Source organism: Granulicella mallensis MP5ACTX8, from assembly GCF_000178955.2.
Classification (GTDB): Bacteria; Acidobacteriota; Terriglobia; order Terriglobales; family Acidobacteriaceae; genus Granulicella; species Granulicella mallensis.
This window is the reverse complement of record NC_016631.1, coordinates 3,256,241-3,281,290: the sequence shown is the minus strand read 5'-3', so window position 1 is coordinate 3,281,290 and position 25,050 is coordinate 3,256,241. Positions and strand designations below refer to the sequence as shown.

At 55.8% G+C, this 25,050-nt stretch carries 22 protein-coding genes and 1 tRNA gene; 14 read left to right on the top strand and 9 right to left on the bottom strand.

The annotated features are described in order from the left end of the window. Positions 1-63: 63 nt before the first annotated feature. Positions 64-420 (top strand): thioredoxin, encoded by a 357-nt coding sequence (gene trxA / locus ACIX8_RS13285; RefSeq protein ID WP_014265861.1) that lies wholly within the window; start codon positions 64-66, stop codon positions 418-420. A gap of 69 nt (positions 421-489) precedes the next feature. Here trxA and ACIX8_RS13280 read toward each other — a convergent pair whose 3' ends face one another. Continuing rightward, on the bottom strand, positions 490-732 hold the full coding sequence (locus ACIX8_RS13280; protein ID WP_223295328.1) for a DUF433 domain-containing protein: 243 nt from the start codon (positions 730-732) through the stop codon (positions 490-492). Positions 733-819: 87 nt separating this feature from the next. Between ACIX8_RS13280 and ACIX8_RS13275 the strand changes: the two genes are divergently transcribed. Next, entirely contained in the window at positions 820-2,229 is a 1,410-nt protein-coding gene (locus ACIX8_RS13275) for a hemolysin family protein (RefSeq protein WP_014265859.1), read from the top strand. Continuing rightward, positions 2,226-3,191 (top strand): ABC transporter permease, encoded by a 966-nt coding sequence (locus tag ACIX8_RS13270; protein ID WP_014265858.1) that lies wholly within the window; start codon positions 2,226-2,228, stop codon positions 3,189-3,191. The genes ACIX8_RS13275 and ACIX8_RS13270 overlap by 4 nt, the downstream gene beginning before the upstream one ends. Here the strand turns inward: ACIX8_RS13270 and ACIX8_RS13265 are convergent, their stop codons facing one another. Together ACIX8_RS13265 and ACIX8_RS13260 are read right to left on the bottom strand one after the other, a co-directional pair. After that, a complete protein-coding gene (locus ACIX8_RS13265; protein ID WP_014265857.1) occupies positions 3,192-3,650 on the bottom strand; it encodes a metallophosphoesterase family protein in 459 nt (152 codons plus the stop codon). It lies immediately after the preceding gene. 4 nt (positions 3,651-3,654) lie between these two features. Next, entirely contained in the window at positions 3,655-4,494 is an 840-nt protein-coding gene (locus tag ACIX8_RS13260) for an ABC transporter permease (RefSeq protein WP_014265856.1), read from the bottom strand. 273 nt (positions 4,495-4,767) lie between these two features. Here ACIX8_RS13260 and ACIX8_RS13255 point away from each other — a divergent pair, with 273 nt between their 5' ends. From ACIX8_RS13255 to ACIX8_RS13245, 3 genes are all read left to right on the top strand, one after another. Next, entirely contained in the window at positions 4,768-5,760 is a 993-nt protein-coding gene (locus ACIX8_RS13255; protein ID WP_014265854.1) for an NAD-dependent epimerase/dehydratase family protein, read from the top strand. A 201-nt stretch (positions 5,761-5,961) separates the two neighbouring features. After that, entirely contained in the window at positions 5,962-6,573 is a 612-nt protein-coding gene (locus tag ACIX8_RS13250; protein ID WP_223295326.1) for a WecB/TagA/CpsF family glycosyltransferase, read from the top strand. A 35-nt stretch (positions 6,574-6,608) separates the two neighbouring features. Beyond that, positions 6,609-7,388 carry a CAP domain-containing protein gene (locus ACIX8_RS13245; RefSeq protein WP_014265852.1) on the top strand — a complete coding sequence of 260 codons (780 nt, stop codon included), beginning with the start codon at positions 6,609-6,611 and terminating at the stop codon, positions 7,386-7,388. A 2-nt stretch (positions 7,389-7,390) separates the two neighbouring features. Here the strand turns inward: ACIX8_RS13245 and ACIX8_RS13240 are convergent, their stop codons facing one another. Beyond that, positions 7,391-7,969 carry a carboxymuconolactone decarboxylase family protein gene (locus tag ACIX8_RS13240; protein ID WP_014265851.1) on the bottom strand — a complete coding sequence of 193 codons (579 nt, stop codon included), beginning with the start codon at positions 7,967-7,969 and terminating at the stop codon, positions 7,391-7,393. 129 nt (positions 7,970-8,098) lie between these two features. Here ACIX8_RS13240 and ACIX8_RS13235 point away from each other — a divergent pair. From ACIX8_RS13235 to ACIX8_RS24600, 5 genes are all read left to right on the top strand, one after another. Next, positions 8,099-8,173: transfer RNA gene (locus tag ACIX8_RS13235), tRNA-Asn, on the top strand. Between the two features lie 255 nt (positions 8,174-8,428). After that, on the top strand, positions 8,429-10,222 hold the full coding sequence (locus ACIX8_RS13230) for a glycoside hydrolase family 2 protein (protein ID WP_044176729.1): 1,794 nt from the start codon (positions 8,429-8,431) through the stop codon (positions 10,220-10,222). 368 nt (positions 10,223-10,590) lie between these two features. Beyond that, positions 10,591-11,943, top strand: coding sequence for a D-arabinono-1,4-lactone oxidase (locus tag ACIX8_RS13225; protein ID WP_014265849.1), 1,353 nt, complete (start codon positions 10,591-10,593; stop codon positions 11,941-11,943). A gap of 275 nt (positions 11,944-12,218) precedes the next feature. Then, positions 12,219-14,621, top strand: a complete 2,403-nt coding sequence (locus ACIX8_RS13220) for a twin-arginine translocation signal domain-containing protein (protein WP_150110598.1) — start codon at positions 12,219-12,221, stop codon at positions 14,619-14,621. 284 nt (positions 14,622-14,905) lie between these two features. Next, entirely contained in the window at positions 14,906-15,760 is an 855-nt protein-coding gene (locus tag ACIX8_RS24600; RefSeq protein ID WP_014265847.1) for a DoxX family protein, read from the top strand. A 503-nt stretch (positions 15,761-16,263) separates the two neighbouring features. Here ACIX8_RS24600 and ACIX8_RS13210 read toward each other — a convergent pair. Beyond that, entirely contained in the window at positions 16,264-16,956 is a 693-nt protein-coding gene (locus ACIX8_RS13210; protein WP_014265846.1) for a lipid-binding SYLF domain-containing protein, read from the bottom strand. 421 nt (positions 16,957-17,377) lie between these two features. Here ACIX8_RS13210 and ACIX8_RS13205 point away from each other — a divergent pair, with 421 nt between their 5' ends. Together ACIX8_RS13205 and ACIX8_RS13200 are read left to right on the top strand one after the other, a co-directional pair. Beyond that, complete coding sequence (locus ACIX8_RS13205) at positions 17,378-17,878, top strand: MarR family winged helix-turn-helix transcriptional regulator (RefSeq protein WP_014265845.1); 501 nt, start codon at positions 17,378-17,380, stop codon at positions 17,876-17,878. Positions 17,879-17,891: 13 nt separating this feature from the next. Next, positions 17,892-19,481: an MFS transporter gene (locus ACIX8_RS13200; RefSeq protein WP_014265844.1), complete on the top strand. Its 1,590-nt coding sequence runs from the start codon at positions 17,892-17,894 to the stop codon at positions 19,479-19,481. A gap of 116 nt (positions 19,482-19,597) precedes the next feature. Here the strand turns inward: ACIX8_RS13200 and ACIX8_RS13195 are convergent, their stop codons facing one another. Then, entirely contained in the window at positions 19,598-20,209 is a 612-nt protein-coding gene (locus tag ACIX8_RS13195; protein ID WP_014265843.1) for an HD domain-containing protein, read from the bottom strand. An 83-nt stretch (positions 20,210-20,292) separates the two neighbouring features. Further along, positions 20,293-21,282: a cyclase family protein gene (locus ACIX8_RS13190; protein ID WP_014265842.1), complete on the bottom strand. Its 990-nt coding sequence runs from the start codon at positions 21,280-21,282 to the stop codon at positions 20,293-20,295. Between the two features lie 434 nt (positions 21,283-21,716). Between ACIX8_RS13190 and ACIX8_RS24595 the strand changes: the two genes are divergently transcribed. Further along, entirely contained in the window at positions 21,717-22,565 is an 849-nt protein-coding gene (locus ACIX8_RS24595; protein WP_014265841.1) for a helix-turn-helix domain-containing protein, read from the top strand. Between the two features lie 71 nt (positions 22,566-22,636). Here ACIX8_RS24595 and ACIX8_RS13175 read toward each other — a convergent pair whose 3' ends face one another. Together ACIX8_RS13175 and ACIX8_RS13170 are read right to left on the bottom strand one after the other, a co-directional pair. Further along, the gene (locus ACIX8_RS13175) at positions 22,637-24,004 is read right to left on the bottom strand and encodes an FAD-binding oxidoreductase (protein ID WP_044176723.1); all 1,368 of its coding nucleotides are present in this window, start codon (positions 24,002-24,004) and stop codon (positions 22,637-22,639) included. 98 nt (positions 24,005-24,102) lie between these two features. After that, positions 24,103-25,026 carry a hypothetical protein gene (locus tag ACIX8_RS13170; RefSeq protein WP_150110597.1) on the bottom strand — a complete coding sequence of 308 codons (924 nt, stop codon included), beginning with the start codon at positions 25,024-25,026 and terminating at the stop codon, positions 24,103-24,105. Positions 25,027-25,050 lie beyond the last annotated feature (24 nt).

Below are 25,050 nucleotides of genomic sequence, written 5' to 3'. Positions count from 1 at the left end.
TGCGCATCTATGATGGGTGTGCATGTAAAGCCACCGAATTAAGGGGGCGAAGGAGAGAGTCATATGGCAGGTCAGTTTGTTACAGAAGTAAACGACGCCGACTTTGAGAAGGTGGTGTTGCAATCCGAGACCCCGGTCCTGGTGGACTTCTGGGCCGCATGGTGTGGTCCCTGTCGCGCTTTGGCTCCCGTAGTCGACGCCGTTGCCGAAGAGTACAAAGGCCAGCTCAAGGTTATGAAAATGGACGTTGATCGTAACAACATGACGCCCGGCCGCTACGGCATCCGCGGCATCCCCGCGCTCTTGATCTTCAAGGGCGGCAAGGTCGCTGAGCAGATCGTGGGCTTTGTTCCCAAGGACACCATCGACCAGTCGTTGAAGCGTGTGCTCGTCCAGGAGACAGCACAGGTTCGCGCGTAAGTTGTAAGCGCTAGTTTTGAATGATGAAGGCCTGCGGATACCCGCAGGCCTTCTCTGTGCTATCCCTGGTTATGCCGTTAGGATTTCTATGTTTCGTTCTTTGTCGGCGGCAAATGCCAGACAGGCGCGGAGATCGTCTTCCGTCAGGTAAGGGAAGTCTTGAAGGATCTGGGTATGCGTCATTCCTGACGCCAGGTATTCGAGCACATCGTAGACCGTTACGCGCAAGCCTCGTATGCAGGGCTTTCCGTCGCGTTTGCCTGGCTCTATCGTAATGATGCCTGCGTACCCCATGGATCGAGTGTAGGACAAAGCTATAAGCGAGCCAATGGAAAAGACAGCGCTACAGAACGTTCTCTTTGCGGCAAAGCTATCCCTCCAGTGCTAAACTCAGGCGAAATGCTGGAGTGGATGCTTGTACACGGAAGTTTGATCGCCTTCTTCATTTTGGCGAATAGCTTCTTCGTGGCCGCAGAGTTTGCGCTGGTCAGCGTTCGTGAGACCCGTATCGAGCAGCTCATCGCGCTCAACCGGCCCGGCGCGCGCACCGCACTTCAACTCAAGAACAATATCGATGATTTCCTGCCTGCGGTTCAGTTTGGCGTCACCTTGGCCAGCCTGGCTCTAGGCGGCATCGGTGAGCCCGCGATCGCGGAGGCCCTGATGCACGGCCTGGCGCATCTTACGTGGCTGCCCGGAGGGCATACCCACCTGGTGCTCTATGCGCACACGATTGCGGTCGTGGTGGCCTTTGCGATCATCACCTACTTCGAGGTACTGCTCGGGGAGCTGGTGCCGAAGTCGCTCGCCCTGCAGCGTGCGGAGCGCATCGCGTTGGCGGTGGCTGGGCCGGTCGATGTCTTTATCCGCATGACGCGCCCAGCGATCCAGGTGATGAACATTTCGGCCGCCCTGGTGCTGAGGGTCTTCCGTGCGCCTCTGCGCGGAGAGTCGGCAGCGCACTCCCCGGAGGAGCTGAAGCTCATGGCGACGGCAACGCGCCGCATGGGCCTTTTGCCGGCCTTCCAGGAGGAGATCATCCATCGCGCAATTGAGCTCAATCATGTCGTGACCAGCGAGATCATGACGCCGCGCGGCAAGATCTTTTCCTTGCCCGCCAATATGCCGCTGGAGCAGGCCAGCGCTCATATCGTCGAGGAGCAGCACTCGCGCGTTCCGGTCTACGATCCCGAGCGCGGACGCGAGCACATTATCGGAGTCGTCTTCTCGAAAGACATCTCGCGCCTGATGCACTTTCGCAGCGTCGCGCAGGGGCTGGGTAGTCATGGCTCGTCGAACATTACTCTGCGGCAGGTGATGCGCGATGTGCTGGTCGTGCCGGAGACGAAGCTGGCAGTCGAGCTGCTGCAGGAGTTTCAGGAGCGCCGCCGCCAGATTGCGATTGTGGTGGATGAGTTTGGCAGCACGCTTGGCCTGGTAACGGCGGAGGATGCGCTGGAGCAGATCGTCGGCGAGGTGCATGACGAGTTCGATATCGGCAAGAACCTCCCCCTCCCCACAGCCGATGGCGGCCTGATGATCGATGGCAGCGCGTCTCTGCGCGATCTAGTGACGCAGCTCCGCTGGAAGTTCCCGCGAGAGTCCGGGGTGGAGACCCTTGCAGGTTTCCTGCTGGCACAGCTTGGGCATATTCCCGAGGTGGGAGAGTTCGTGGACTACGAGTGTCGGCGCTTTTTCATCGCGGAGATGAAGGGCCAGCGCATTGCGCGCGTTCGCATTGAAGAGCGCGTAGACGATTCGAAGACAGACAAGCTGCCTCGCGGGGTTGCGGCTGGAGACGCCCGTTGAGCGCATCCCAAAGATCGCAACTTCACCAGACGGCGCGGGACATTGCCCGTCGTTTTCTTCTGACGATCCCTGTGCTCTGGCTAGTCGTCACCGTGGTCTTCCTGCTGATCCACATCGTTCCGGGCGATCCTATCGTGCAGATGCTTGGGGAAGGTGCTACGGCGGCGGATATCGCGGGCCTGCGCCATGCCTACGGCCTCGACGCCCCCCTGGGCGTGCAGTATGCGCATTACTGGGGAGGAATCGCGCATGCCGATCTCGGGCAGTCGCTGCGTCTGCACGATTCGGTCTTGCATCTGGTGTTGCAGCGCTATCCGTATACGCTTGCTCTTACTTTAGCGGCGATGCTGATTGGGATCGGCCTGGCCATCCCTGCGGGGGTGATCTCGGCGAGACGCCGCGATCGTTGGCCCGACCGCTCTCTGGGCCTTCTCAGCCTTGTTGGCCTGTCGTTCCCCAACTTTGCGCTGGGGCCGATTCTCATCATCGTCTTCTCCATCGGGCTGGGATGGCTGCCGGTCTCGGGTGCAGGGAACGGCACGAGCGATTTCCTGCGGCACCTGATCCTGCCGGCTATCACGCTGGGGCTGGGCATGGCTGCGATTCTGACCCGTATGGTGCGGACGTCGATGCTCGAAGAGCTTGGCCAGGACTACATCCGTACGGCGCGAGCCAAGGGGCTTTCGGAGCGGACAGTGGTCTACCGGCATGCTTTGCGCAATGCGCTAAACCCTGTACTGACGGTCGTTGGATTGCAGTTCGGTTCGCTGCTGGCAGGGGCCATCGTAACGGAGACGATCTTCGGCTGGCCCGGCCTGGGACGTCTGACGCTCTCGGCGATCTCCAATCGCGATTACGCGCTGGTGCAGGGATGCATTCTCGCTGTCGGCTTGACCTATGTTCTGGTCAATCTGCTCACCGATGCGGCTTATGCCGTTGCGGACCCGAGGATGCGGCGGTAGTTAGGCCTCAAACTCCACAATCTCTGCTCGCACGCTTTCGGGTTTGAGATGCAGCAGGGCCAGCGAGATAGGCAGTGAAAATCTACGCGGCCCCATGCTGCCGGGATTCAGGTAGAGAACGCCGTCACGCTGAGTGATGGAAGGCTTATGAGAGTGGCCGGAGATGACGACCTGAATCTCTGCGGCACGAGGATTGAGATCAAGGTCCTCGATCGAGTGCACTATGTAAAGAAAGTGGCCTCCGAGTTCAATCGCTTCGGTCGCAGGCAGTTCAGCACAGGGGCCAACGGTGTCGACATTGCCACGAATCGCCGTCACCGGAGCGATCTCTCGCAGCTTGTCGAGGATGCGGATGTCGCCGACATCGCCCGCATGAAGAATGTGCTCTACCCCCGCGAGGGCTTCGAGGACCTGCGGTCGCAGAAGACCGTGAGTGTCGGAGAGTACGCCAACCAGCATGGTGTTAGAGTCCTTCCCGCACACGTGTGCGGGGATCGAGGAAGTCACGCAGGCCGTCGCCTACGAAGTTAAACGATAAGACACAGAGCGCCACCGCCGCGGCAGGGAAGAAGACCAAGTAAGGCGATTCGAACAGATGCGAGCGTGCATCGTTCAACATGGCTCCCCAGGTCGGCGTAGGGGGCTGCACACCAAGCCCCAGAAAGCTGAGGGTGGCCTCTGCGAGCACGGCTGCGGCCATGCCCACGGCGGCTTGCACGATGAGCGGCTGCACGATGTTGGGCAGGATATGCCGAAGCATCAGCCGAAGGTCACTTGCTCCCAGCGATCGGGCGGCCTGCACGAACTCGCGCTCCTTCATGGCCATGACCTGGGCACGCACCAGGCGCGCATAGTTGACCCAGCCCGCCAGCGCCAGCGCCAGGATCAGGTTGGTCAGGCTCGGTCCCAGGAATGCCACGAAGGCGACGGCCAGCAGGATTCCCGGCAGTGCCAGGAAGGCGTTGGTGAGATAGACGTTCACAACGGTATCGGTGATGCCACCGTAGAAGCCTGCCAGGGAGCCCAGCAGAAGTCCCAGGGCAAGAGAGAGGCTGACCACCGCTACGGCGACAATCAAGGAGACGCGTGCGCCATAGATCGTTCTCGAGAGCACATCGCGGCCAAGTTCATCGGTGCCGAACCAGTGAGCTGCGGAGGGGGGAAGCAACCGGGCAGAGAGATTGAGTTGTGCCGGATCGTGGGGGGCCAGAAATGGAGCAAAAAGGGCGCAAGCCAGAAAGAGAAACAGGATGGCAATCCCGACAGCGGCCAGCTTGTGATGTGCAATTCGATCCAGAGTCAGTCCTTGTCGTGGTGCTTTTTAATCATAACTGTCTAAACTTGAGCGTAAACTGCGGCACGATAAGATCCCTGTTTCGCATAAAAAAAAGAGATAAAAGGACAAAATGAATACATCCAACTGCGAGTGTCGTGACGTTCAATAGGTATGTGCCTTGACTTTCAGAAGGGGGCACATAGACTAGAAACAGAACCACTAGCTGCAACTTGTAATATTCACTCACCGAGTTGAGATGCTTGAGCTGTCTCATGGGGCCAGAACCGAACGGAGTTTTGAATGGATTTACGCGGGGAAACGGCAGTTGTCTGCGGTGCAGGCGGATTTATCGGCGGACATCTTGTCAAAAGCCTCATTGCAAATGGGATCAAGATCGTTCGAGCAGTTGATATTAAGCCTTTGAACGAGTGGTATCAGGTCACGGAAGGGGTCGAAAACCTTTCGCTTGACCTGAAGGATAAACAGAATTGCATCACGGCCGCCGACGGCAGTTCGCTGGTCTTTCAGCTCGCTGCGGATATGGGCGGCATGGGTTTTATCGAAAACAATAAAGCTTTGTGCATGCTGAGTGTGTTGACCAACACCCACATGCTGATGGCCGCGCAACAGGTGGGGGTGAAGCGGTTCTTCTACTCCTCTTCGGCCTGCGTCTACAACGGCGAAAAGCAGACGAACCCCGATGTCGTGGCTCTCAAAGAGTCCGATGCCTACCCGGCGCTGCCTGAAGACGGTTACGGTTGGGAGAAACTTTTCAGTGAGCGCATGTGCCGCCACTTTGAAGAGGACTACGGTCTTATCTGCCGCGTGGCGCGGTATCACAATGTCTATGGCCCGGATGGCACCTGGGACGGCGGGCGCGAGAAGGCCCCGGCAGCGATTTGTCGTAAAGTGATTGAGGCGAAAAACTCAGGCAGGCATGAGATTGAGATCTGGGGCGATGGAAAGCAGACCCGCAGTTTCATGTACATCGACGATTGCGTGAAGGGAACTCAGATGATCGTCGGCAGCGAGATTGATGAGCCGATCAACTTGGGATCAAGTGAGTTAGTGACAATTGGTCAACTTGTCGATATGGTGGAAGATATCGCCGGTATCAAACTGAAGCGCAACTACAATCTAACTGCTCCAAAGGGTGTGAACGGGCGCAATAGCGACAACACCCTTATTATGGAAAAGCTTGGATGGGAGCCCTCCATCCGTCTGCGTGACGGCATGGAGAAAACCTACCGTTGGATTGAAGAACAAATAGCAACCGGCGTGAAGGGCAAATAGCGGGCTATGCTCTCTAATTTACTGGATCAGGGCGAGCGTGAGTGCGTCGTGCACGAGTACACAACGATCCTTGGAATCGACTTTTTCCATGGAACGGCGGCCCAGGCTGTAGACCGCATGCGTAGTGGGGGGTTACTGGTGGTCCCGGCTGCCCCTGCGCTCAAGGACCTTGGATCAAACGCGGCTTACCGGGAGTCTTTGGTGAACGCGGATCTTGCAATCACAGACTCTGCCTTCATGGTTCTCATTTGGAATTGGCTGCAACGTGCTGCAATTACAAGGCTTTCCGGTTTGGAGTATCTCCGTGAGCTTATTTTGCAGCCAGATACTCGAGAGCCTGGAAATACTGTCTGGGTGATGGCAAGCCCGGTCAGCGCCAAGCATAATCTGACGTGGCTCAGCCGACAGGGAATTGATGTTCCTGCCAACTGCGTTTACCTGGCACCGATGTACGGTAAAGAGATTAAAGAGGTAGAAGATACCGATTTGCTACAGATGCTCGAAGATCTGCGGCCTCAGCACGTCATCATCACCGTAGGCGGAGGAACGCAGGAGCTATTGGGTTTATACCTCAAGCGTAACCTTAGCTATCTCCCTTCAATTCATTGCATTGGTGCAGCTATTGCCTTCCTGAGCGGCGATCAGATCTTCATTCCTGTCTGGGCCGACAAGATGTATCTTGGCTGGCTCTTCCGATCGATATCGGAGCCTCGGCAATATATTCCTCGTTACTGGGACGCTCGAAAACTGTTTGCGTTGATGAAGCGTTATCGCAACCGTCTTCCTCTGGCGGACGAGCTCCCTGAACTGTAGCGCCGGATTTTAGGTTTCGGCACCTTGCTTGATTTATGAAACATCTTGGAATTCTGTTGCTTGCCGTGTTCTGCTCCACCTCTGGTGGAGCTTTGCTGTATGCGCAAGCTCCCTCCGTTCGGGGGCCGGGCTCGGTTGCTGAGCAATATCTTTTTAGCGCAGCCAACTCAGAGCGGGCGCAACGGGGCCTGACCTTGCTGCGCTGGGACGACGCTCTGTATCGTGCCGCTCAAGCCCATGCACGCGAGATGGCCTCACGTGCCTCTATCTCCCATCAGTATCCAGGAGAGATGGAGCTTGCGGCTCGAGGTCATCAAGCGGGATTCCGATTCAGTTCGATCGCCGAAAATGTGGCCCAGGCTTCTACCGCGGTTCGAATCCACGAGGCCTGGATGAACTCTCCCGGTCATCGTGAGAACCTGCTCGACCCTCAGAGCAATGCCGTTGGGATCAGCGTGCTGAGCCGCAATGGCCAACTCTACGCGGTACAGGACTTCGGCCGTACAGTAGACGACCTGACCTTCGACGAGCAGGAGCACACCGTTGCTTCCTTACTGACTTCCATTACCCCATTGACGCTTCTGACCATGCAGGAGGATGCGCGCCTCACCTGCGCCATGGCGCAGGGGTACGCAGGTACCAGGAGCCCATCGTTTGTGTTCCGCTATACCTCGGGAGATCTGGGTGTGCTGCCCGAGATGTTGCAGCGCAAGCTGGCGTCAGGGCTGTATCACGAGGCCGCTGTCGGAGCCTGTGCGCCTAAGGATGTTCAATCTTTTAGTTACTTCAATATCGTGGTGTTGCTTTATCCCTAATGTTAGGCGTGGGCAGGTTCAACGCCGGCTTCAGCCAACTCCTCGGCGGTTGCAGGCTGGGTGGGTTCCATGCGGAGCATGTTGTTGAAGCGATTGAAATAGTTGAAAAGACCAACGGAAGCCATCAATTCCACAACTTCTCCTTCCGAGTAGAAGCGCCGCAACCTTGCCATGTCTTCATCGCTGTACTCATGGGAGCGCAAGGTCATGACTTCGGCAAGGTGGATCGCCTCTTTCTCCGCCTCACTGAAGAGCGAACTCGTTTGCCAGTCCTTGAGTGCTTCCAGGTGCTCCGTGGTCCAGCCGAGTTTGAGGCTGATGGCGGTGTGGCTGGCCAGGCAGTACGCCGTGCAGTTCAACTGCGACGTCCGTACGACGACCAGCTCCTTCAGCTTTGTCGAAAGTGTTCCGGTGCGCAATACGGCTTCCATGTGCGCAATCATGGTCTCGAAGATCTGTGGCCGATGGGCAACGGTCCGGAAGAAGTAGGGAACATTGCCGCGTTCCTGCAGATAGCGGTCATAGATCGTGGTGAGCTCGGGAGAAACTTCGGAGCGGTCGAGTCGGCTGATGCGTGGCATGGTACACCTCCATTCACTAACGGATGATACTGCGGAGCTTGGAGGATATTCACACTTTGACCAACACCCTCCATTTTGCTATAACAGTGAGAGCGCAGCCGTCCGGTTGCCTAGCGCGTCCCGCGTTGATCCTGAGTAGCTCAATGGCAGAGCATTCGGCTGTTAACCGAAGGGTTGTAGGTTCGAGTCCTACCTCAGGAGCCATTCTTATCAAGCACTTGCCATATCTCCTCTCCTAAACTTCACCAAATTTCACCAAATTGCTTTCGGAGCGTTGAGATTTCGAATCTGAACCAGCATCCGCGCTCTCTCTGACTAATTTAGTAGTCGCCTGATGTGACCGAAAGACTGTAGGCTCAAGGCGAGGTGCTGATTAGCATGATTGAGTATTCAGGCAGCACATTTCGTTCGCTGCGAAGTTGTTGCGCTCTTTGCTGTTTACTTGGCTGGTTGGGACTGATGACCCCTGCTTTCAGCCAGCAACCGTTCCAAACTCTTCTTGTTGGCCTCGATCGCCGCACTGTCACTAGTCTCGACGGGGACTGGCATTACCTCGTGGATCAGTCTCCTGGCCGCGCTCTCTACACTTCGAACGGGGGGATCAACGACAAGAGCTATGCCATGAACACCCACCCCCACATCGTCGGCGTCCACAACGAGGAGTACGACTTCGCTACCGCGCCAACTCTGAAAGTCCCCGGCGACTGGAACACCCAGGTTCCAGCACTTTTCAACTACGAGGGTGTCGTCTGGTATCAACGTGATTTTGATGCCCAACCTAAACCCGGCACCCGTTCTTTTCTCCATATTGGCGCCGCGAACTATCGGTCTCACGTGTGGGTCAATCAGAAGCGGGTTTGCGATCACGAAGGCGGCTACACTCCCTTCGATTGCGAAGTTACTGCGGTACTGCATCCTGGTTCCAACTTCGTTGTCATCGCTGTCGACGCTACTCGACTCGTCGATGGCATTCCCTCTGTCGGCATCGACTGGTTCAACTATGGTGGCCTGACTCGGGATGTGTCTCTCGTTACCGTCCCCAAAGCCTTCATTGATGATTACGATGTACACCTTGCCCATCGTCCGAAATTCGAGCCTGGCAACGTCGAGATCTCTGGCTACGTCCATGTTCTCGACGCTCCAGCCGGAACAGCCGTCGCCATCAACATCCCCGAGGCAGGTGCTAAAACCACCGTTAAGACCGACGCCGAAGGCAACGCGCCTTTTAGCGTTACAGCTCCCAAGCTCACACTCTGGTCGCCCGAATCTCCAAAGCTCTACAAAGTCATCCTGACTTCTGGTGACGATAGTCTGACCGATGACATAGGGTTCCGCGATATTCGCGTCGATGGTACCCGCATCCTGCTCAACGGCAAGGCAATCTTTCTGCAGGGCGCAAATATGCATGCAGAGGCTCCCATTCGTGGAGGTCGCGTCAACACCGACGAAGACGTCACCACCATCTTCAACTATTTGAAGGACATGAACGCGAACTTTGTTCGTCTCGCACACTATCCTCACGACGAGCGGATGGAGCGCGAGGCCGACCGCGATGGCATCATGGTCTGGTCTGAAATACCCAATTGGCAGCACATCTCTTTTGATAAACCCGAGGTCTATGCCAAAGACGTCGTTATGCTCAAAGAGATGATCCGACGTGACCGCAACAAGGCATCGGTCATCCTTTGGTCCATCTCTAACGAGACATCCAACAACCCCACTCGTACCAGGTTCCTCACCGACTTAGCCAACGAAGCACGCAAGCTTGATCCCACCCGCCCTATTACCTCCGCGATTCTCGGACCCAGACTTGATGGGAATGAAATGGCCAACAATGATCCACTCTGCGACGCGCTCGACGTCATTGGCCAGAACGAGTACGTCGGTTGGTATGATGGATCGCCCGAAGACGCTGACAGAATTCACTGGAGTTTCCCGCAAAAGCCCGTCATTATGAGTGAGTTCGGTGCCGAAGCCAAGTACGGTAACCACGGCGAGACCAACCAGCGCTGGACTGAAGAGCAACAGGTCTACGTCCTCCAGCACCAGTTCGTCATGCTCAATAAAATCCCTCAGCTCCGCGGCATCAGCCCATGGATACTTGTGGACTTTCGTTCGCCCACGCGAAACATCCCCAAGTTGCAGGATGGATACAACCGTAAAGGATTGATCTCCGAAGACGGGAAGAAAAAGCAGGCCTTCGAACTACTCGAAAAGACCTACAAAGAGCACTCCGTAGGCAAGCCTGAATAGGATAAAGAGCAGAAACCGAATCCGCTTATATGGGCAATTCTCTCGACAGCGACAAGAGAATCTTCTTTAAGGAGGGCGTTCGGAAGATGAGGAAGTGGTCGCTATTTTCCTCGTGTCGATTCCGTGGGAGGTTTGCGTAGGCTCGACTGGTCTGAATCTCGCCCCGCTTGTAGTTCACTCATTTCCGGTCGCAGCTTCTCGACGACATGCTTCAAATCTTCGATGGACGGAACTTCGTCCCGCAGCGGGTCCGGTAGCTGACGCGTCACGCGATAGGTTGGTCGGCACCTCTTCCTATACGGCTTGGGGACGGATTGACTTCTTTGACTCTGCCAGGCTTACAATCGGTCCTGTACTCGGGAGGCCTTTTGGACAAGCGAGACTTTCTTAAGGGGTCAGCCACCACTGCTGTGGCTCTAATGATGGGGTTGAACGAGAGCAAGGCATTCGCGGATGATTCTGTTCCCAGAACCAACTGGTCCGGGAACTATCACTACTCGACCAATAAGGTCCTGCAGCCTGCATCGGTCGCCGAAACTCAGGACGCGGTTCGCAGTGTTGCCGGGGTCCGTGCCCTCGGTACCCGGCATTCCTTCAACGGCATCGCCGATTCGCAGATTGCCCAGATTTCTACCTTGAAACTCAAGGACGTCAGCCTCGACGCGAAGTCCTCCACCGTCACCGTAGGTGCGGGCATCCGCTACGGAGACCTGGCTGTCCAGCTCGATGCGAAGGGCTTCGCGCTCCATAACCTGGCGTCGTTGCCGCACATCTCGGTCGGCGGAGCATGCGCGACCGCAACCCACGGCTCTGGAATGGGCAATGGCAATCTCGCGACCGCTGTGAAGGCCGTGGAGTTCGTCGCCGCCGATGGCTCTGTCCACACGCTTTCTCGCGATAGAGACGGCGATCGCTTTGCCGGAAGTGTTGTAGGTCTTGGAGCGCTTGGTGTCGTCACTCATCTAACACTCCAGGTACAGCCACGATTCGAGATGACCCAGGTTGTCTACCGGGATCTGCCTTTTAGTGAGCTCGAGCACCACTTGCCCGAGATTATGGGTGCAGGCTATAGCGTCTCCCTCTTCACCGACTGGCAGAACGGTCGCGCCGGTGAGGTCTGGATCAAACGCCGCGTCGATCAGGGCGGAGCCTCCGCGCCGCCAGCCCGCTTCTTCAATGCGACCCTGGCAACCACCAAGCTCCACCCCATCCTCGACCATCCAGCCGAAGCCTGCACCGATCAGCTCAATACCGTCGGCCCCTGGTACGAGCGACTGCCCCACTTCAAGCTGAACTTCACGCCCTCCAGCGGCCAGGAATTGCAGACAGAGTTCTTCGTTCCCTTTGACCGTGGCTACGATGCCATCCGGGCTGTCGAGACACTCCGCGACGTGATCACACCGCATCTATACATCACGGAACTCCGTGCCGTCGCCGCCGACGATCTATGGATGAGCATGGCTTACCAGAGGCCCTCCCTCGCCATCCACTTCACCTGGAAGCCCGAGACCGACGCGGTCCTGAAGCTACTGCCTCAGATCGAAGCCAAGCTTGCTCCCTTTGGCGCACGTCCGCACTGGGCCAAGGTCTTCACCATGAAGAGCAGCCACGTCGCACCTCTCTACCCACGTCTGAAAGACTTCCTCGTTCTCGCGAAGAGCTTTGATCCGAAGGGGAAATTCCAAAATGCCTTTCTGCAGGACCATGTCGATATTGCCTGATGAATTGCCATAAGCCGATGCGCTTCGAAAGTATTGCGGGCCATTGCGCTCAAATTGGATCGCAAGTCTCGTTTGCCGTTTCCCACGTTGTGGGCAACTCGTCCCTTACGGCTTGGCTAAGAGTTGTCCGCACTCGCTGAGTGCATCGGGGATCTATCACCAATGGACACTGATCAGAACTGTTCGTAGTTGCCGAAGACACACTCTGTTTACCAATCCAGCCCAACGTTGACGAATTTCATAAACCGCATTCTGCGAAGCTGAATTCTCTGGAGATGATTTGCATTCTCCAATTGAGAAAGAAGGAGTCGATCGTGGATTCAACGAAGAAAAATGTCGAATTGGAGTCACGCCGAGATTTTCTCAAGATGACAGCAGCAGCCTCGTTGGCAGCGAGTGTGGGTGGCCTTATGCCTGGTGAGGCGCATAGCCAGGCAGCACGAAGTACAGGTGGCCCCTGGTACAAGCGAACGTATCGGTGGGGACAGATCAACCTGAACGAACAGGACCCGCTGCACTACGACATGCAATGGTGGCGGAGCTACTGGAAGCGCACACAGATTCAGGGGGTCATCATCAACGCCGGGGGGATCGTGGCCTTCTATCCAAGCAAAGATCCACTTCATCACCAAGCCAGGTTTTTGAATGGTGGCGATCTCTATGGGGATCTGGTGAGGGCGGCTCGCGCGGATGGGTTAACTGTCTTCGCCCGGATGGATTGCGGGAGTGCGTTCGAACCATTCTACAAAGCGCATCCGGACTGGTTTGCGATGACTGTCGAAGGAAAGCCCTATGTTGTCGGCGGCCGCGGAGGCGATCCGGCTGTAGGTATGGCTCCGGGAGAGGACGACGATGTGGTGCTCTACACCACGTGCATCAATGGCCCTTATTACGACGAATACATCCCCAAGATCCTGCGTGAGATTATCGCCCATGAGAAGCCCGACGGATTTACCGATAATCACTGGGCGGGCCAGGGCCGGGATAGCATGTGCTACTGCGTCAACTGCAAGAGCAAATTCCGGCAGGCGAGTGGAAAGGATCTGCCGGCCAGGAAGGACTGGAACGATCCGGTGTATCGGCAGTGGATTGAGTGGAGCCACAAGCGACGCTTGGAGACCTGGGACCTGTTCACCAACACGACCAAAGCTGCAGGCGGTCCTGACTGCATCTGGAGCGGCATGCTCAGTGGCAATTTCGTTCAGGCTGCCAGCAGCTTCAGGGACATGAAAGAACTCTGCGAGCGGGCAGACATTATCATGCTGGACCAACAGGGGCGGGCCAGCAGTGGATTTGGGCCGCCGGGCACCGGTCTCAATGGGGGATTTCAGGAAAATGGCGATACCGGCAAGCGAGTCCACGGGCTGGGCGGCTGGGACAAGATTGCGCCGGAAAGTATGGCCACCTATGGACCGCGAAAGGCCGCGCGCCCTATTCCAGAGGTTCGTATGTGGATGGTGGAAGGCGTCGCAGGCGGTATTGCACCGTGGTGGCATCATGTGGGCGGCTATCAGGAGGATCGGCGCCAGTTCCTCGTCACCGCACCTTTTTTCCAATGGTATGCAAAGCATCAACAGTATTTGATCAATCGCGAGCCGATTGCCACGGTCGGCATTGTTTATTCGGAGCGTAACTTCGAGTGGTACGGCCGGGACGACGGCAATTACCTGGCCCTTGCTCCTTACAATGGCATGATCCAGGCACTGATCCGGGCTCGCATACCCTACGTTGCGGTGCACGCCGACAATATCGATCGTGACGCAAACAAGGTTTCGCTGTTGGTTCTGCCAAACCTGGCGTCCATGTCGAATTCACAAGTGGAATCGGTACAGCGATTTGTTAGTAAGGGGGGATCGCTGGTTGCGACGGACGAGACTAGCCTCTATGACGAGTATGGCGACCGGAGACCCGACTTTGCCCTAGGCGATGTCTTTGGGGCGAAATACACGGGAAAGCGAGTCGGTCCGCACAATGCGTCTGGTCTAGACCATAGCTATCTGCGTTTGACGCCGGATGCGGGACAGGATGTAGACGGTCCGCGCCATGGAAACGAGCCCCCCAGGTCGGCCGCTCGACATCCGGCACTGCGGGGTTTCGAAGAGACCAATATTCTGACGTTTGGCGGCGTACTGCATGAGGTGAAGCCGGCGCAGGACACGACCGTATTGTTGACGTTTGTCCCGGTCTTTCCGACGAACCCGCCGGAGAACTCCTGGATGCGGACGCCGCGCACTCAGATTCCTGGCTTACTCGTCCGAGAGCAGAAGGGGGCTCGAATCGCCTATTTGCCGGCCGACATTGATCGACGCTATGAACAGGGAAACATTCCCGACCATGGGGACCTACTTGGGAACGTTGTGCGTTGGGCGGCTAAGGACACCATTCCGCTTGAGGTGAGGGGACCGGGGCTGATCGACTGTCATCTTTATCGCCAGCAGGATCGTCTCGTCCTGCACCTTGTCAATTTGACCAGCGCAGGGACCTGGCGGACTCCGGTTGAGGAGCTTATTCCGGTAGGACCTTTAACCGTGAGGATGAAGGTTCCTGAAGAGGTGACCTGGAAGCGGCTCCTCCTGACCGTATCGGCTGAAACCGTTATGCCGGTGCACCAAAAGGGCGGCTGGGTCCAATTCGAGGTGAAGTCTGTCTTAGACCACGAGGTAGTAGTGCTGGAATAGTGTTTGAGAAATGGATGGCTGAGGTTCGAAGAGCTTGGACGAGAAAGCCGTGGCTGTTACGCATAAGGTCTGCAAGGGCGTGTGATTTTCGCGGTGTCCGTTCCATGAATTTGATAAGTAAACGCAAGCCCATTTTTCATTACCGATCTTGAGTTCACTTTGGGGTTGCCATAATTTCCAGATCCGACAAACCTCTTCGCTGTAATATTCTCTTGCATTCGCGCGACCGGGATGGACAGGCCTCCATCTGGCCTCTGGTCGATCCTCGATCATAGGAGCCGTCTATGTCTGTAGAGACCTGGGGGATGATTGGAGCGGGGATCGCCGCGTTGGCTGCTGGACTCTTTCTAGTCCGGGCGCGGTTCGCGGCAGCTTCCGGCGCCGGCAGGATTCTGGTTCTCGGGCCCGTCTTTGAAGCCGTCGCGTTGGCAATCTTTGCCGCAGAACATTTTCTGGCAGCACGCGATCTCATGGGCATTGTGCCGCGTTGGCTGCCAGGGCCTCTGTTCTGGACCTATTTTGTCGGTGCGGCTCTGCTGGCGGCAGCTGTCAGCTTCATCGCGTGGCGCTATGTGCGCTGGTCAGCGTTTTTGCTTGCGCTGCTGTTCCTGATCATCGTCGCCACAGTTGACCTGCCCAACCTGCCGCAGCATGTACATGAGCGGCTGTTCTGGACGCTCACGGTGCGGGAGATGTCTTTCGCCGGAGGAGCGATGGTGCTGGCTGGCAGCCTGTGGCCACGCGGGCGATTGGCAGGCGCCACGCTCCGTATCGTAGGCCGGCTATTTGTCGTGTGTGCTTTCATCTTCTATGCAATCGAGCACTTTCTCTTCCCCCGGTTCGTGCCCGGTGTTCCATTGGAAAAGCTGACGCCGGCCTGGGTGCCAGCGCCGACGCTGATTGCCTATTTCGTCGGAATCACTTTGCTCGCTGCAGGCGTAGGGCTGATGATTCGCCGCACTCGCAGCATCGCCGCCGCCGGTGTGGGTACGGTGCTTCTGCTACTCACCATCTTCTTCTACGTTCCGATCCTCATAACGGAGATTCACTCTCCACTCTCAGTGGAAGGGGTCAACTATGTGGGCGATACCTTACTATTTGCAGCGACAGCTTTGTTGGCGGCTTCCGGCGCGGACTAAAGCAAATTTCCTGTAGGTGTATAGCGACTGCACGCCCGATTCAACTACCCAGCAACAGGAGATTTGCTCTAAAGGTGTGAAACGCGCTTTTCGGTGAGCGAGTAACGATGCGCCCCGAAACGGGCGACGTTTGGAGATTCCAGATAGGTCTCTGTGACGTAACAGACATGGATGCGCTCCCCTCTTTCCAGCTCTGCTTCGGACAAGCATGTGGCGACCGTGGCAAAACATTTGACGCATATAGAATCGTGCGAGCCGTCAGCATTAGTTCGATATACGAAGTGATCAGTGGGAGCCATAGGAGTCGGTATATTAAGAAACGTCCGCACTATTTGTCTGTCGTGTACCCGACACATTGCCGGAAGTGATTCCTCTGGAGCGGCGATGTTTTCACCGTATAGGTGAAGCCACAAGGTATCGCTCGATGATATTAAATATCCTCCCGGCAACGGAGGTCGATCCATTCGCGCAGACTGGAAGGCAATGCCTTGCAGAAGGGCTGCTCAGTTGGCGTGGGCCGCCACGAAGTACTTGCCGATCGCACGCACGAACGGTTGAGCTGCCGCCGGGACGGGCACAGATCCATGCAGCACTTTGTCAAAATTTTCCACCGTGCCCCCATAGAAGGCATTCGTATCGTCGTTGTTCTGTGAAACCACGGCTCCATTGAGGTCGATCCCGGCGAAGAGCCCCTTGGAGCGCGAATACGTCAGGAGCTCCGCATTAAGCCTCAGATCGGTCGCTGCGGCAGTATTCCGTCCGACCGGACCGGCAGCGGCGGCCGCATCTGCGCCGATCTTGAACTTGGACCGCAACAGGTCCTGAAAGCCTTTGTCATTAACTGCGACCAGGACAAGATCCGTCGCCTGGCCGCCAATCTGGAACCCTACGCTGCCGCCTGCCAGCCGGATGAAGACGGGAGCGCTCCAGCCTTTGCGTGTCCGGCAAGTGACGACGCCCTGCCCGTATGAGCCGCCTACGATAAAAGCTGCCTTCTTCACGCTCGGGATGACGCCAACGCACGTTGCCTGGCGGGCGATGCTGTTGGGAATCGATTTATCCGGAGTCATCATGATTTGGCGAATGACATCGGTGGCGTCCTTGATACGGGCATTCAGGTTCGAGTTGTCCGCCGCCGAAAGGCTCAACGGTGAAAGTGCACAAAGCAAAACAGCAATAACATATCTGGCTTTCATGTTACGTCTCCTTCGGCGTCGCGCCTGTCACCTGCAGATTGTTGGTCACGCAGAACACTCCTTCCGCTTCCAAAACGCAGAACAATTAGCCGAAAGGTCGAACAATTAAGTAACCACGATATACCTGCCGATCAAAATGTCAAGGCTCTGCTGACGAGAAGGGCTAGAGCAGAATCCCTATAGGTATGCCCAAAGGCAATCCTTTAGACGGCGCTTTTCCCCAAGAAAAGCGTTACTCCTAAGCTCTTTCCGGGGGACAGTGGTAGGGATTCTGCTCTATGACATATGACATCTAAGTGAGGCCTGGAAGCTCTCGCGAAGGCCACCAAAGAAGTGTCTCCCGAACTTCTACGATCAATCTCCGGAGAGCAGGGAATTGGCGCAAATCAAGCCGGGCACGTACCTGTATAATTAGGGGTATATGCCCCGAACTCAGGACATCCTTTCGCCGCCAACTTCTATCGATACCCAGAATCACTGCAACTGTACTGCGTTGCGCAAGGCATCCCGACGTCTTTCGCACTTATATGACAGTGTTCTCGCGCCTTCTGGGCTGAAGTCCACACAGTATTCCATCCTCTCGGAGATCCGTCGTCTAGGAGAAAAGCCGCCGACAATGCGTGAACTTGCTGATGCGCTCGTGATGGACCGCTCGACGCTTGGGCACAACCTGCGCCCTCTTGAACGAGATCAGCTCGTCTCATTGGAAGCTGCTGAGACGGACCGGCGTCGGAAATATGTCGTGCTGACACGGAAGGGCCGGGCCGCGTTCGCCGAATCAAATAAGCTGTGGCACTCTGCCCAGGTCCTCTTCGAGACAAACTTTGGGATTGCGAAAGCGGCTGAGCTTCGTGGCATTTTGCTTGGCATTGCGGCCGATGCAACTCTTACTTCGCCAACCCCCAACCCTGTTACTCGCTAGGGAGGACTCCGCTATGACCAAACCTTCTCGAATATCGAATTCGACGTCTTCGGAACAGCGCAAATTCGTGATCCTGTTGACGACCTCTCTCGTCTGTTCTCTGATCATGCTCGACGCCAATATCGTCGCGGTATCGCTGCCTACAATCGCGAGATCTCTTGGCGCTTCCTTCACGGATATCGAATGGGTTGTGAGCGCCTATGTGCTCCCCTTTGCCGCGCTATTGCTGGCCGCAGGCTCTTATGCGGACCGCCATGGCAGGAAGCGCACGATGCTTGTCGGCCTGGCTATCTTTGCTTTCGCGTCAGGGCTCTGCGGGTTGACGCACTCTGCACTGATGCTCAATCTGGCAAGAGCCTTGCAGGGCATTGGCGCCAGCCTTCTGCTGACTGCGGCCCTTGCAGTCATCAATCATGCCTATGTAGGACAGGCGCGGGCAAAAGCTTATGCCTTCTGGGGTGCTTGCATTGGTATTGCTATCACGAGCGGACCGATCATCGGCGGAGCGATCACCGGCTTCCTCGGATGGCGCTGGACCTTTCTGGTAAACCTTCCTCTCTGTGCTGTGCTTTTTGTAACCTCTGTTGTGATCGTGGAGGAGTCGCGCGATCATGAGGCCAAGAATCTCGACATTGCGGGTATCTTGACTTTGAGCTCAGGGTTGTTTCTGCTGATCTGGGCGCTGATCGACGGGAACAGCGTTGGATGGGGAAACTCCGCCATCATCTGGCGCTTCGTTACGGCTACGGGCTTGTTCATCGCATTCGTCGTCGTGGAGGTCCGCCAAACGCGTCCGATGGTAGACCTCGCGCTTTTTGCCCAGCCGACCTTTCTGGGATCGGCCTTTGCGATGTTGGGATATGCCGGTGGCGCTCAGGTAATGATTTTCTACCTGCCAATGTACCTGCAAAACGCCTATGGATTCGCGCCCGCCAAGGCGGGTCTTGCGATGATCCCGTTTGCGCTGCCCATGTTTCTGACTCCGCGTCTCGGTGGCCGGTTGGCGAAGAGCTATTCGGGTCGCGCGCTTCTCACCTTTGGTCTCATGACGACTGTGCTTGGCAACCTCCTTCTTTATGGCTTCGCTCACGTTGGGATGAGCTACCCCGTCTTTCTCGTCGGCATGCTGGTGGCGGGAGTGGGCGCCGGCCTCCTGAATAGTGAGACCGCCAAAGTCATGCAAGGCGCGGTTCCCGCGCAGCGTGCCGGAATGGCATCGGGATTGGCATCGACCACTCGGTTTGTCGGCCTGTTGTTAGGGGTTGCAGGGCTTGGCGCGGTGCTGGCTCGGGTTGTTTCGCGCCAATTCATTAGCGCAGGCGTAACTCTCGGACTTGAGCCAAAGTTTGCGGCCCGTGCCGCGAAGCAGGTCGCCTCAGGCGACCTGACAGGCGTGATGACCGACGTTCCCGCAAGACTTCAGGCGCAGGTTCACGCTGCTGGATGGGCAGCGTTCTCGGGAGGATTTGCTGCGGCAAGCCTGGTTGCAGCCGCAGTGGCTACTCTCACCGGACTTCTGACATATATTCTTGTTCGTTCCGTCGACACCGCGCCCGTAGCAGATGACGATCTTCAACGCACCTTGGTCGTGGTGATGGAATAGCTTACCGACCAGGATTACCTGGTTGAGATCTTCTGCCCTGGGGGCCTCTCAACTTATTCGCATTTTGAAACTGGCATAGCATAAGCCTTGTTACATGAGGCGCAACTATTCTTGAATCACGACTCCCAAATATCCGCGCCTGCTCCAGCTTCTAATTCCATTTCAGAGAGAAATTGTTGGACGTAGGGCAATCTCAACAGAACAAGTCTGCGTCCTTCGTCGGTCTGTATATATTCCAAAGCAACTTCAATCTTGTTCCTATACCACCGTATTGCGTCAGAAGGTGCGAATCCCATCTGTCCGAATAGTGAAAAGACACGAGCGATACCCATCGCCGCCAGGCCATCGACTTTATCGGCGTCAAACAGAATTCTTGCTTCATCTGTAGATGGCTTGACAGTACGGACATGCTCCGTGGAATGTTCAGCAATCACCGCGAGAACTGCGTTTGCCCGATCACTAGGACAACCTGCTTGCCGCAGAATTTCCTCTGCAGCTCGCAAGCTCAATTCCACATGTTCAGCTTTCCTTCCAGCCGGTTGGTCAACATCGTGTAAGAGCACAGCGAGCTCGAGAATCTCGTAATCCACTCCTTCGATGGTTGCAGCAATCTTACGGGCGTTCCGCATGACACGCTCTAGGTGATCGAAGCGGTGTGCAACCGATTGTCCAGGATGATTTACCCGCTTGATGACTTCACACTTAACATCATTCGTTAGCTTCGACATGTTCCCTCCTCACCAGATTGCCACAACAACCAGGCTGAAAATAGTCCTGTGCTTTTGAGTACAGGAGACTAATCATCTGCCAACTAGAGTGACGGCTTTCCGATGGAAATGGGCCGGACAGGGGATCCAGAACAACCTTCTAAGCGGAGAGGAAGTATAACGGTACAGGATATCCACACACGATCTCGAGCGAGCTCATGAAGTCGCATATTTTGCATCTGCAAAACGCCCGCTTTCACCAGATTGAAATGATGTGTTCCAAAGGGAAGACCTTCAGGCATATCCGCAGGTGGCGACGCGAGACCACTCAGTTGGCCGCCATTCACTGGATCGGTAAAGGGATTGTCCAGCCCGACCAACACGACATTCTTGCTGGCAAGATACTCGGCGCCGGAGAACCCCAGTCCAGGGCCTTTCCGATAATAATCCGAGTTTTCAGCGACAGGGTCCTCCCAGAATTTACCCCAGCCGGTATGGATATAGACAACGTCTCCGGGACGTATTCCCCGTTGCGCGAGGCCTTGAGCGCGCAACATCGTCTCAATGTGCTCGGCATCAATCGAGAAGCCCGCAGATAGAGGAGCACCCGCGCCGAATTCCCGCTCTGCATCGAGAAGGATCGCGGTGGTAAAGATTGGAGGTACGTTTTCAACGCCCAAACGGGCCAACCGTTTCTCAGGCACCGGCTTCACCTCAGCCTGCGTCAGCCCGCCATGATAAGTTGCGTCAGCGAGGGGCAGTGGCTCTAGCCCGGCCCACACCTCCGGCAATACCCCAAAATGTCCGAGTGCATCTAAATGCGTGCCCTGCTGAGTAAAATCGCCCGTCAGCATCTCTTTATTTCCAACATGCCGGGTTCCCGGGATTCCCGTCGTAGGACTTGCCGCAACTTTCAATTCCTGAGCGAAGGGCGATGAAGGCATCGTGTCGCTGAGGATGTGTGACAACTCGTAGCATTGAGCTCCAGCGTCTGTGAGCAATGGTGCACAACGTGTCCACGTATCGCTTCCCAGCAGGCGCGCCATGCCTCGGTCGTCAACGGGGGCGGTCGTATTTGTATCGATCTTTTCCATGTAGTTTTTTTACACGCGCAGCTGATCTGCGATGTATCTGAAATCGCCATGAGAGGGCGATTCTCGCTGAAGGGTTTAGCCGAGAAGTTTCATTTCCGGACTCACACTAAAAGTGTTTTCGCCAAGGGCCTGTCGGAGAGGTTTCATTCCTGCAGATAGGACGGGAGGCGCTCGACGAAAACCGAGCAACCTCTCGATAAAGAGGGGAATAATTTGTCCCTGGAGGGGTTGTTTCTTGAGAGTGCTGGCAAGAAGCAATCGTCGGCGGTCCACATGGTAGATTGCCGTCCAGACTCTTCGGGTTTGGTTGGATATGCCAAAGATTTCCGCGGTAGCCCGCTGGATCCAGAGAGTCGTCTCCTTATTTGTTTCATCCAATAGGAGGGTGGGTCGACACGCGTGCATCGGCCATCAAGTTGACGGAGTTTCACTGTATGAACATGCTCGATTCATCAGAAACAAAGATGAATAGTCTCAGGGATAGAGACGCAAATGTGACGATCTCTGAGATTGCGGTGAGTGCTGGCGAATGGAAGACTCCAGCCTCCTCGCAAATTAGTCTGGCTATTACGTTGAAGCCGACCTCAGCAGTTCAGGTAAAGCCTACTGCTCAGTATCCGAAGAATACGCCTGTTGGCAACATCTCTATCTGCCGGATGAATGATTCACGAGTCTTTGAATTCGCAGAGGAGACAGCCTTTGGGCACATAACGCTCAACGAGGATTTGTTTGCACCCGTTCTGCAAGACTGCGGAATCAAAAGGGTAGAGCTGATGACTTTCGACATCCTGGAAGATGCGACGCTACTCCAGATGACGACCATCCTGCTGCAACAAAGACGAGATCGTTTTCAGGCCGGAGCTCTTTTTCTCGACAGCATGGTTACAGCGTTATCGTCCTATCTCGTTAATAGATATTCAGCTACGCTGCCCCTGAAGGTATCCCTGACAGGCGGCTTGGCACCGTCGACACTCCGGCGCTGTATCGACTTTATTCAAGCGAACCTTACTGAATCCATCCGTCTTGACGATCTTGCCCGCGAAACTGGAATGAGCCCTTCGCATTTGATCCGCAGCTTCCGTCAAAGCACGGGCAAAAGTCCATACCAATACGTCCTGGAGCTACGCACCAAGAGAGCTAAATCGATGATGCGGGATAGACGCCTCGGGCTGACTGAAATTGCATTGAGCAGCGGATTTGCCAATCAGCATCATCTGTCCCGCATATTTCGTAGAGTAGTAGGCGTTACACCCAGCCGATACCGCGCGAACCTTCTTGGATAACGATGACCGAGCTGTCCGGTAGATAGCTCAAATAACATAGGAGCTATCTACCGCAACAACTTCCATGGCAGTTATTCGGACTGGTAGATTGATCCAGGTGCCGACCTAAACATATTGTTCGGGTCGTAGTGGCGCTTGACCTCGCGAAGGCGCGTTGCCGTCTCTCCATAGAATTGCTCAACGCGCGTTTGATCGGTGAGAAGGTTTACATAGCCGCCGGAAAGAGAGTGCGGCGCCAGATTTTGCGAGAGAGCTGTAGCCCAGTTGCGATGTTTGGCATCCAGATCTTCCGAGCTTTTGTCCCAGGCGGAGACGATCTCCACAACCAAATGAGCCTTCCTCAAGGGAAATGCAGTCGCATTCGGAGATACGCGGGTTGCTTTGCCGTGAAAATCGTGAATAACAATCCCTGAGAACGGAGAGCTCATCTGTTCTGCCCCGTCAACAAGCGCGGCAATCGATTCAACATTGAAACGATCCAGGTTGCGGGTTTCAATGTAATGATGTCGGCCATTCACAACTAATGGATCGAAGATACCCATGGAATCGGCATAGCGTGAAGATCCATGACTGACCGTGATAGCGCCTTTCAGGCTTGTTATCTGACCCAGCAGGGCATCACCCTGCGTCTTGTCCCCACTCCAGTGCGACGCGATAAAGAGCATCGGTTTTCCGTCCTGGCCCGTTAGGAAGCCGGTCATCAAACCCAATTCATCTGGAGCATTGTCCAGTATCTCCTGATAGCGGCCCAGGGCCGTCTTAGCTTCGGATATTGGAAACAGGATAAAGGCAGCCTGAACCTCACTCAGGCGGTGTGTTCTCGTCTTAAGCGAAGCAAGTACTCCGAAGTTTCCACCGCCACCACGAATCGCCCAGAAAAGATCTGCATGATCCGATTCATTTGCCGTGACGCTTGAACCATCTGCCAGGACGACAGTCGCTTCAACAAGATTATCCAAAGCCAGACCGAACTGCCCGTTCAGAGGGCCGTAACCACCGCCCATGGTGAAACCAGCCAGTCCAACCTGCTTGGCCGTTCCGGTGACGATAACGGTGTCATCAGGAAGCCCGGCAAGCAGATCGCCGATAGTGGCTCCTCCCTGCGATTCGACAATTTCGCTCGCTGGATCATGCCGAACATCCCGCATAGATCGCAGATCAATCACCACTCCACCCTCACAAAAGGCTCGTCCGGCCCAATCATGGCCACCACCGAGAACAGAGACGGGAATTCCATAGTGTGATGCGAGAAGAACGACTTCTTGAATGTCAGATACGCTTTCACAGCGGACTAAGGCAGACGGCTTGGAACTGATCGCTCCATTCCAGACTTTGACGAGAGATCCGAAAGACTCATCAGCTGAACCATAAACTTTTCCCTCAACGTTTTCGCGGAGGTCTTGGATGAACTGATCGATTGTAGTAGTTGTCATACCCATACCCTACTTACAAGGGCTTGCCCATTTGTACAGCCTATGACCATTTTGTATCTGTTCTTACCACTATTCGCCGCTGTAGAAGCGACCGCGTGTGCTCCTTAGGCCAAATTACGGCAGGTAGCTGGAGAGGCAAGAAGTTCGTCTACATCCTCAAAGCGTTTCTGCACTCCAGGGAAGGTCAACGGCTCCCACTGCCTCAAGGTCTTCCCGCTGGCATCATTCACTTCGATGACCAAGCTCCCCTGATGTTGGATCAGGACCTCCCGCCAGGCAACGAGCTCCGCAAGATCCTCCGTGGCTGCGGCCGTTGAATACAAGCTCACAAAGGGACTCTGAGCTAGCGCACCGTACACGGTTGTAGCCTGCCCAACTCCAAGCGGGTGTCCTCCGCGGAAGGTCGTTGTTGCCACAGCCGACGAAGCCAATGGTGGGACCATGCTCTTTTGACTCACCCAAATATCCGCAGTGAACCTGCTGTGCGGGTCCGCCGTGATGCCGCAGCTTTTATCCACTACATGCGTGGACTCATGCAGCAGTATGTAGGTCAGAGCATCGGTGCCTGTGCCACTCATCGTGACGGTAAGCCCGGAACCATCATCGGTAAACACTCTGCGCTCTTTATTCGTCAGAAAAGTCGAGAGCGGCTCGTCCAAAATGCTGGCGCGAAGTGTGATGTCATAAAGCCCTGTCTTCTCATCCAGGGAAGTAAGTCCGGTGCCTATACCCGGAATGCCGTCGACGAACGCCAGGTAATGTAGTTTCTTCTCGAGAACACGCTTGTGCAGGCGAGGGAGCGAAGCAAGCGCGATCTCTACCTTTGTTCGTTCGGAAGCCGTCAACGTGTGTGGTTTGATAGCTTCCATCCCCGCATTCTTGAATTCCTGGATAGCCCGCTGAGAGGGTGGTCCGACGCGGGCCATCAACGCTTCGACTCCTGCGGTTTCGCTCTGCGAAGAATCCTGCTGCGTTGCGTGCGCCAGCGGTATCAAGGCAGCACTTACCGCCGCAATCAAGAGCTGCAACCGTATCCATCGATAATGCTTGCG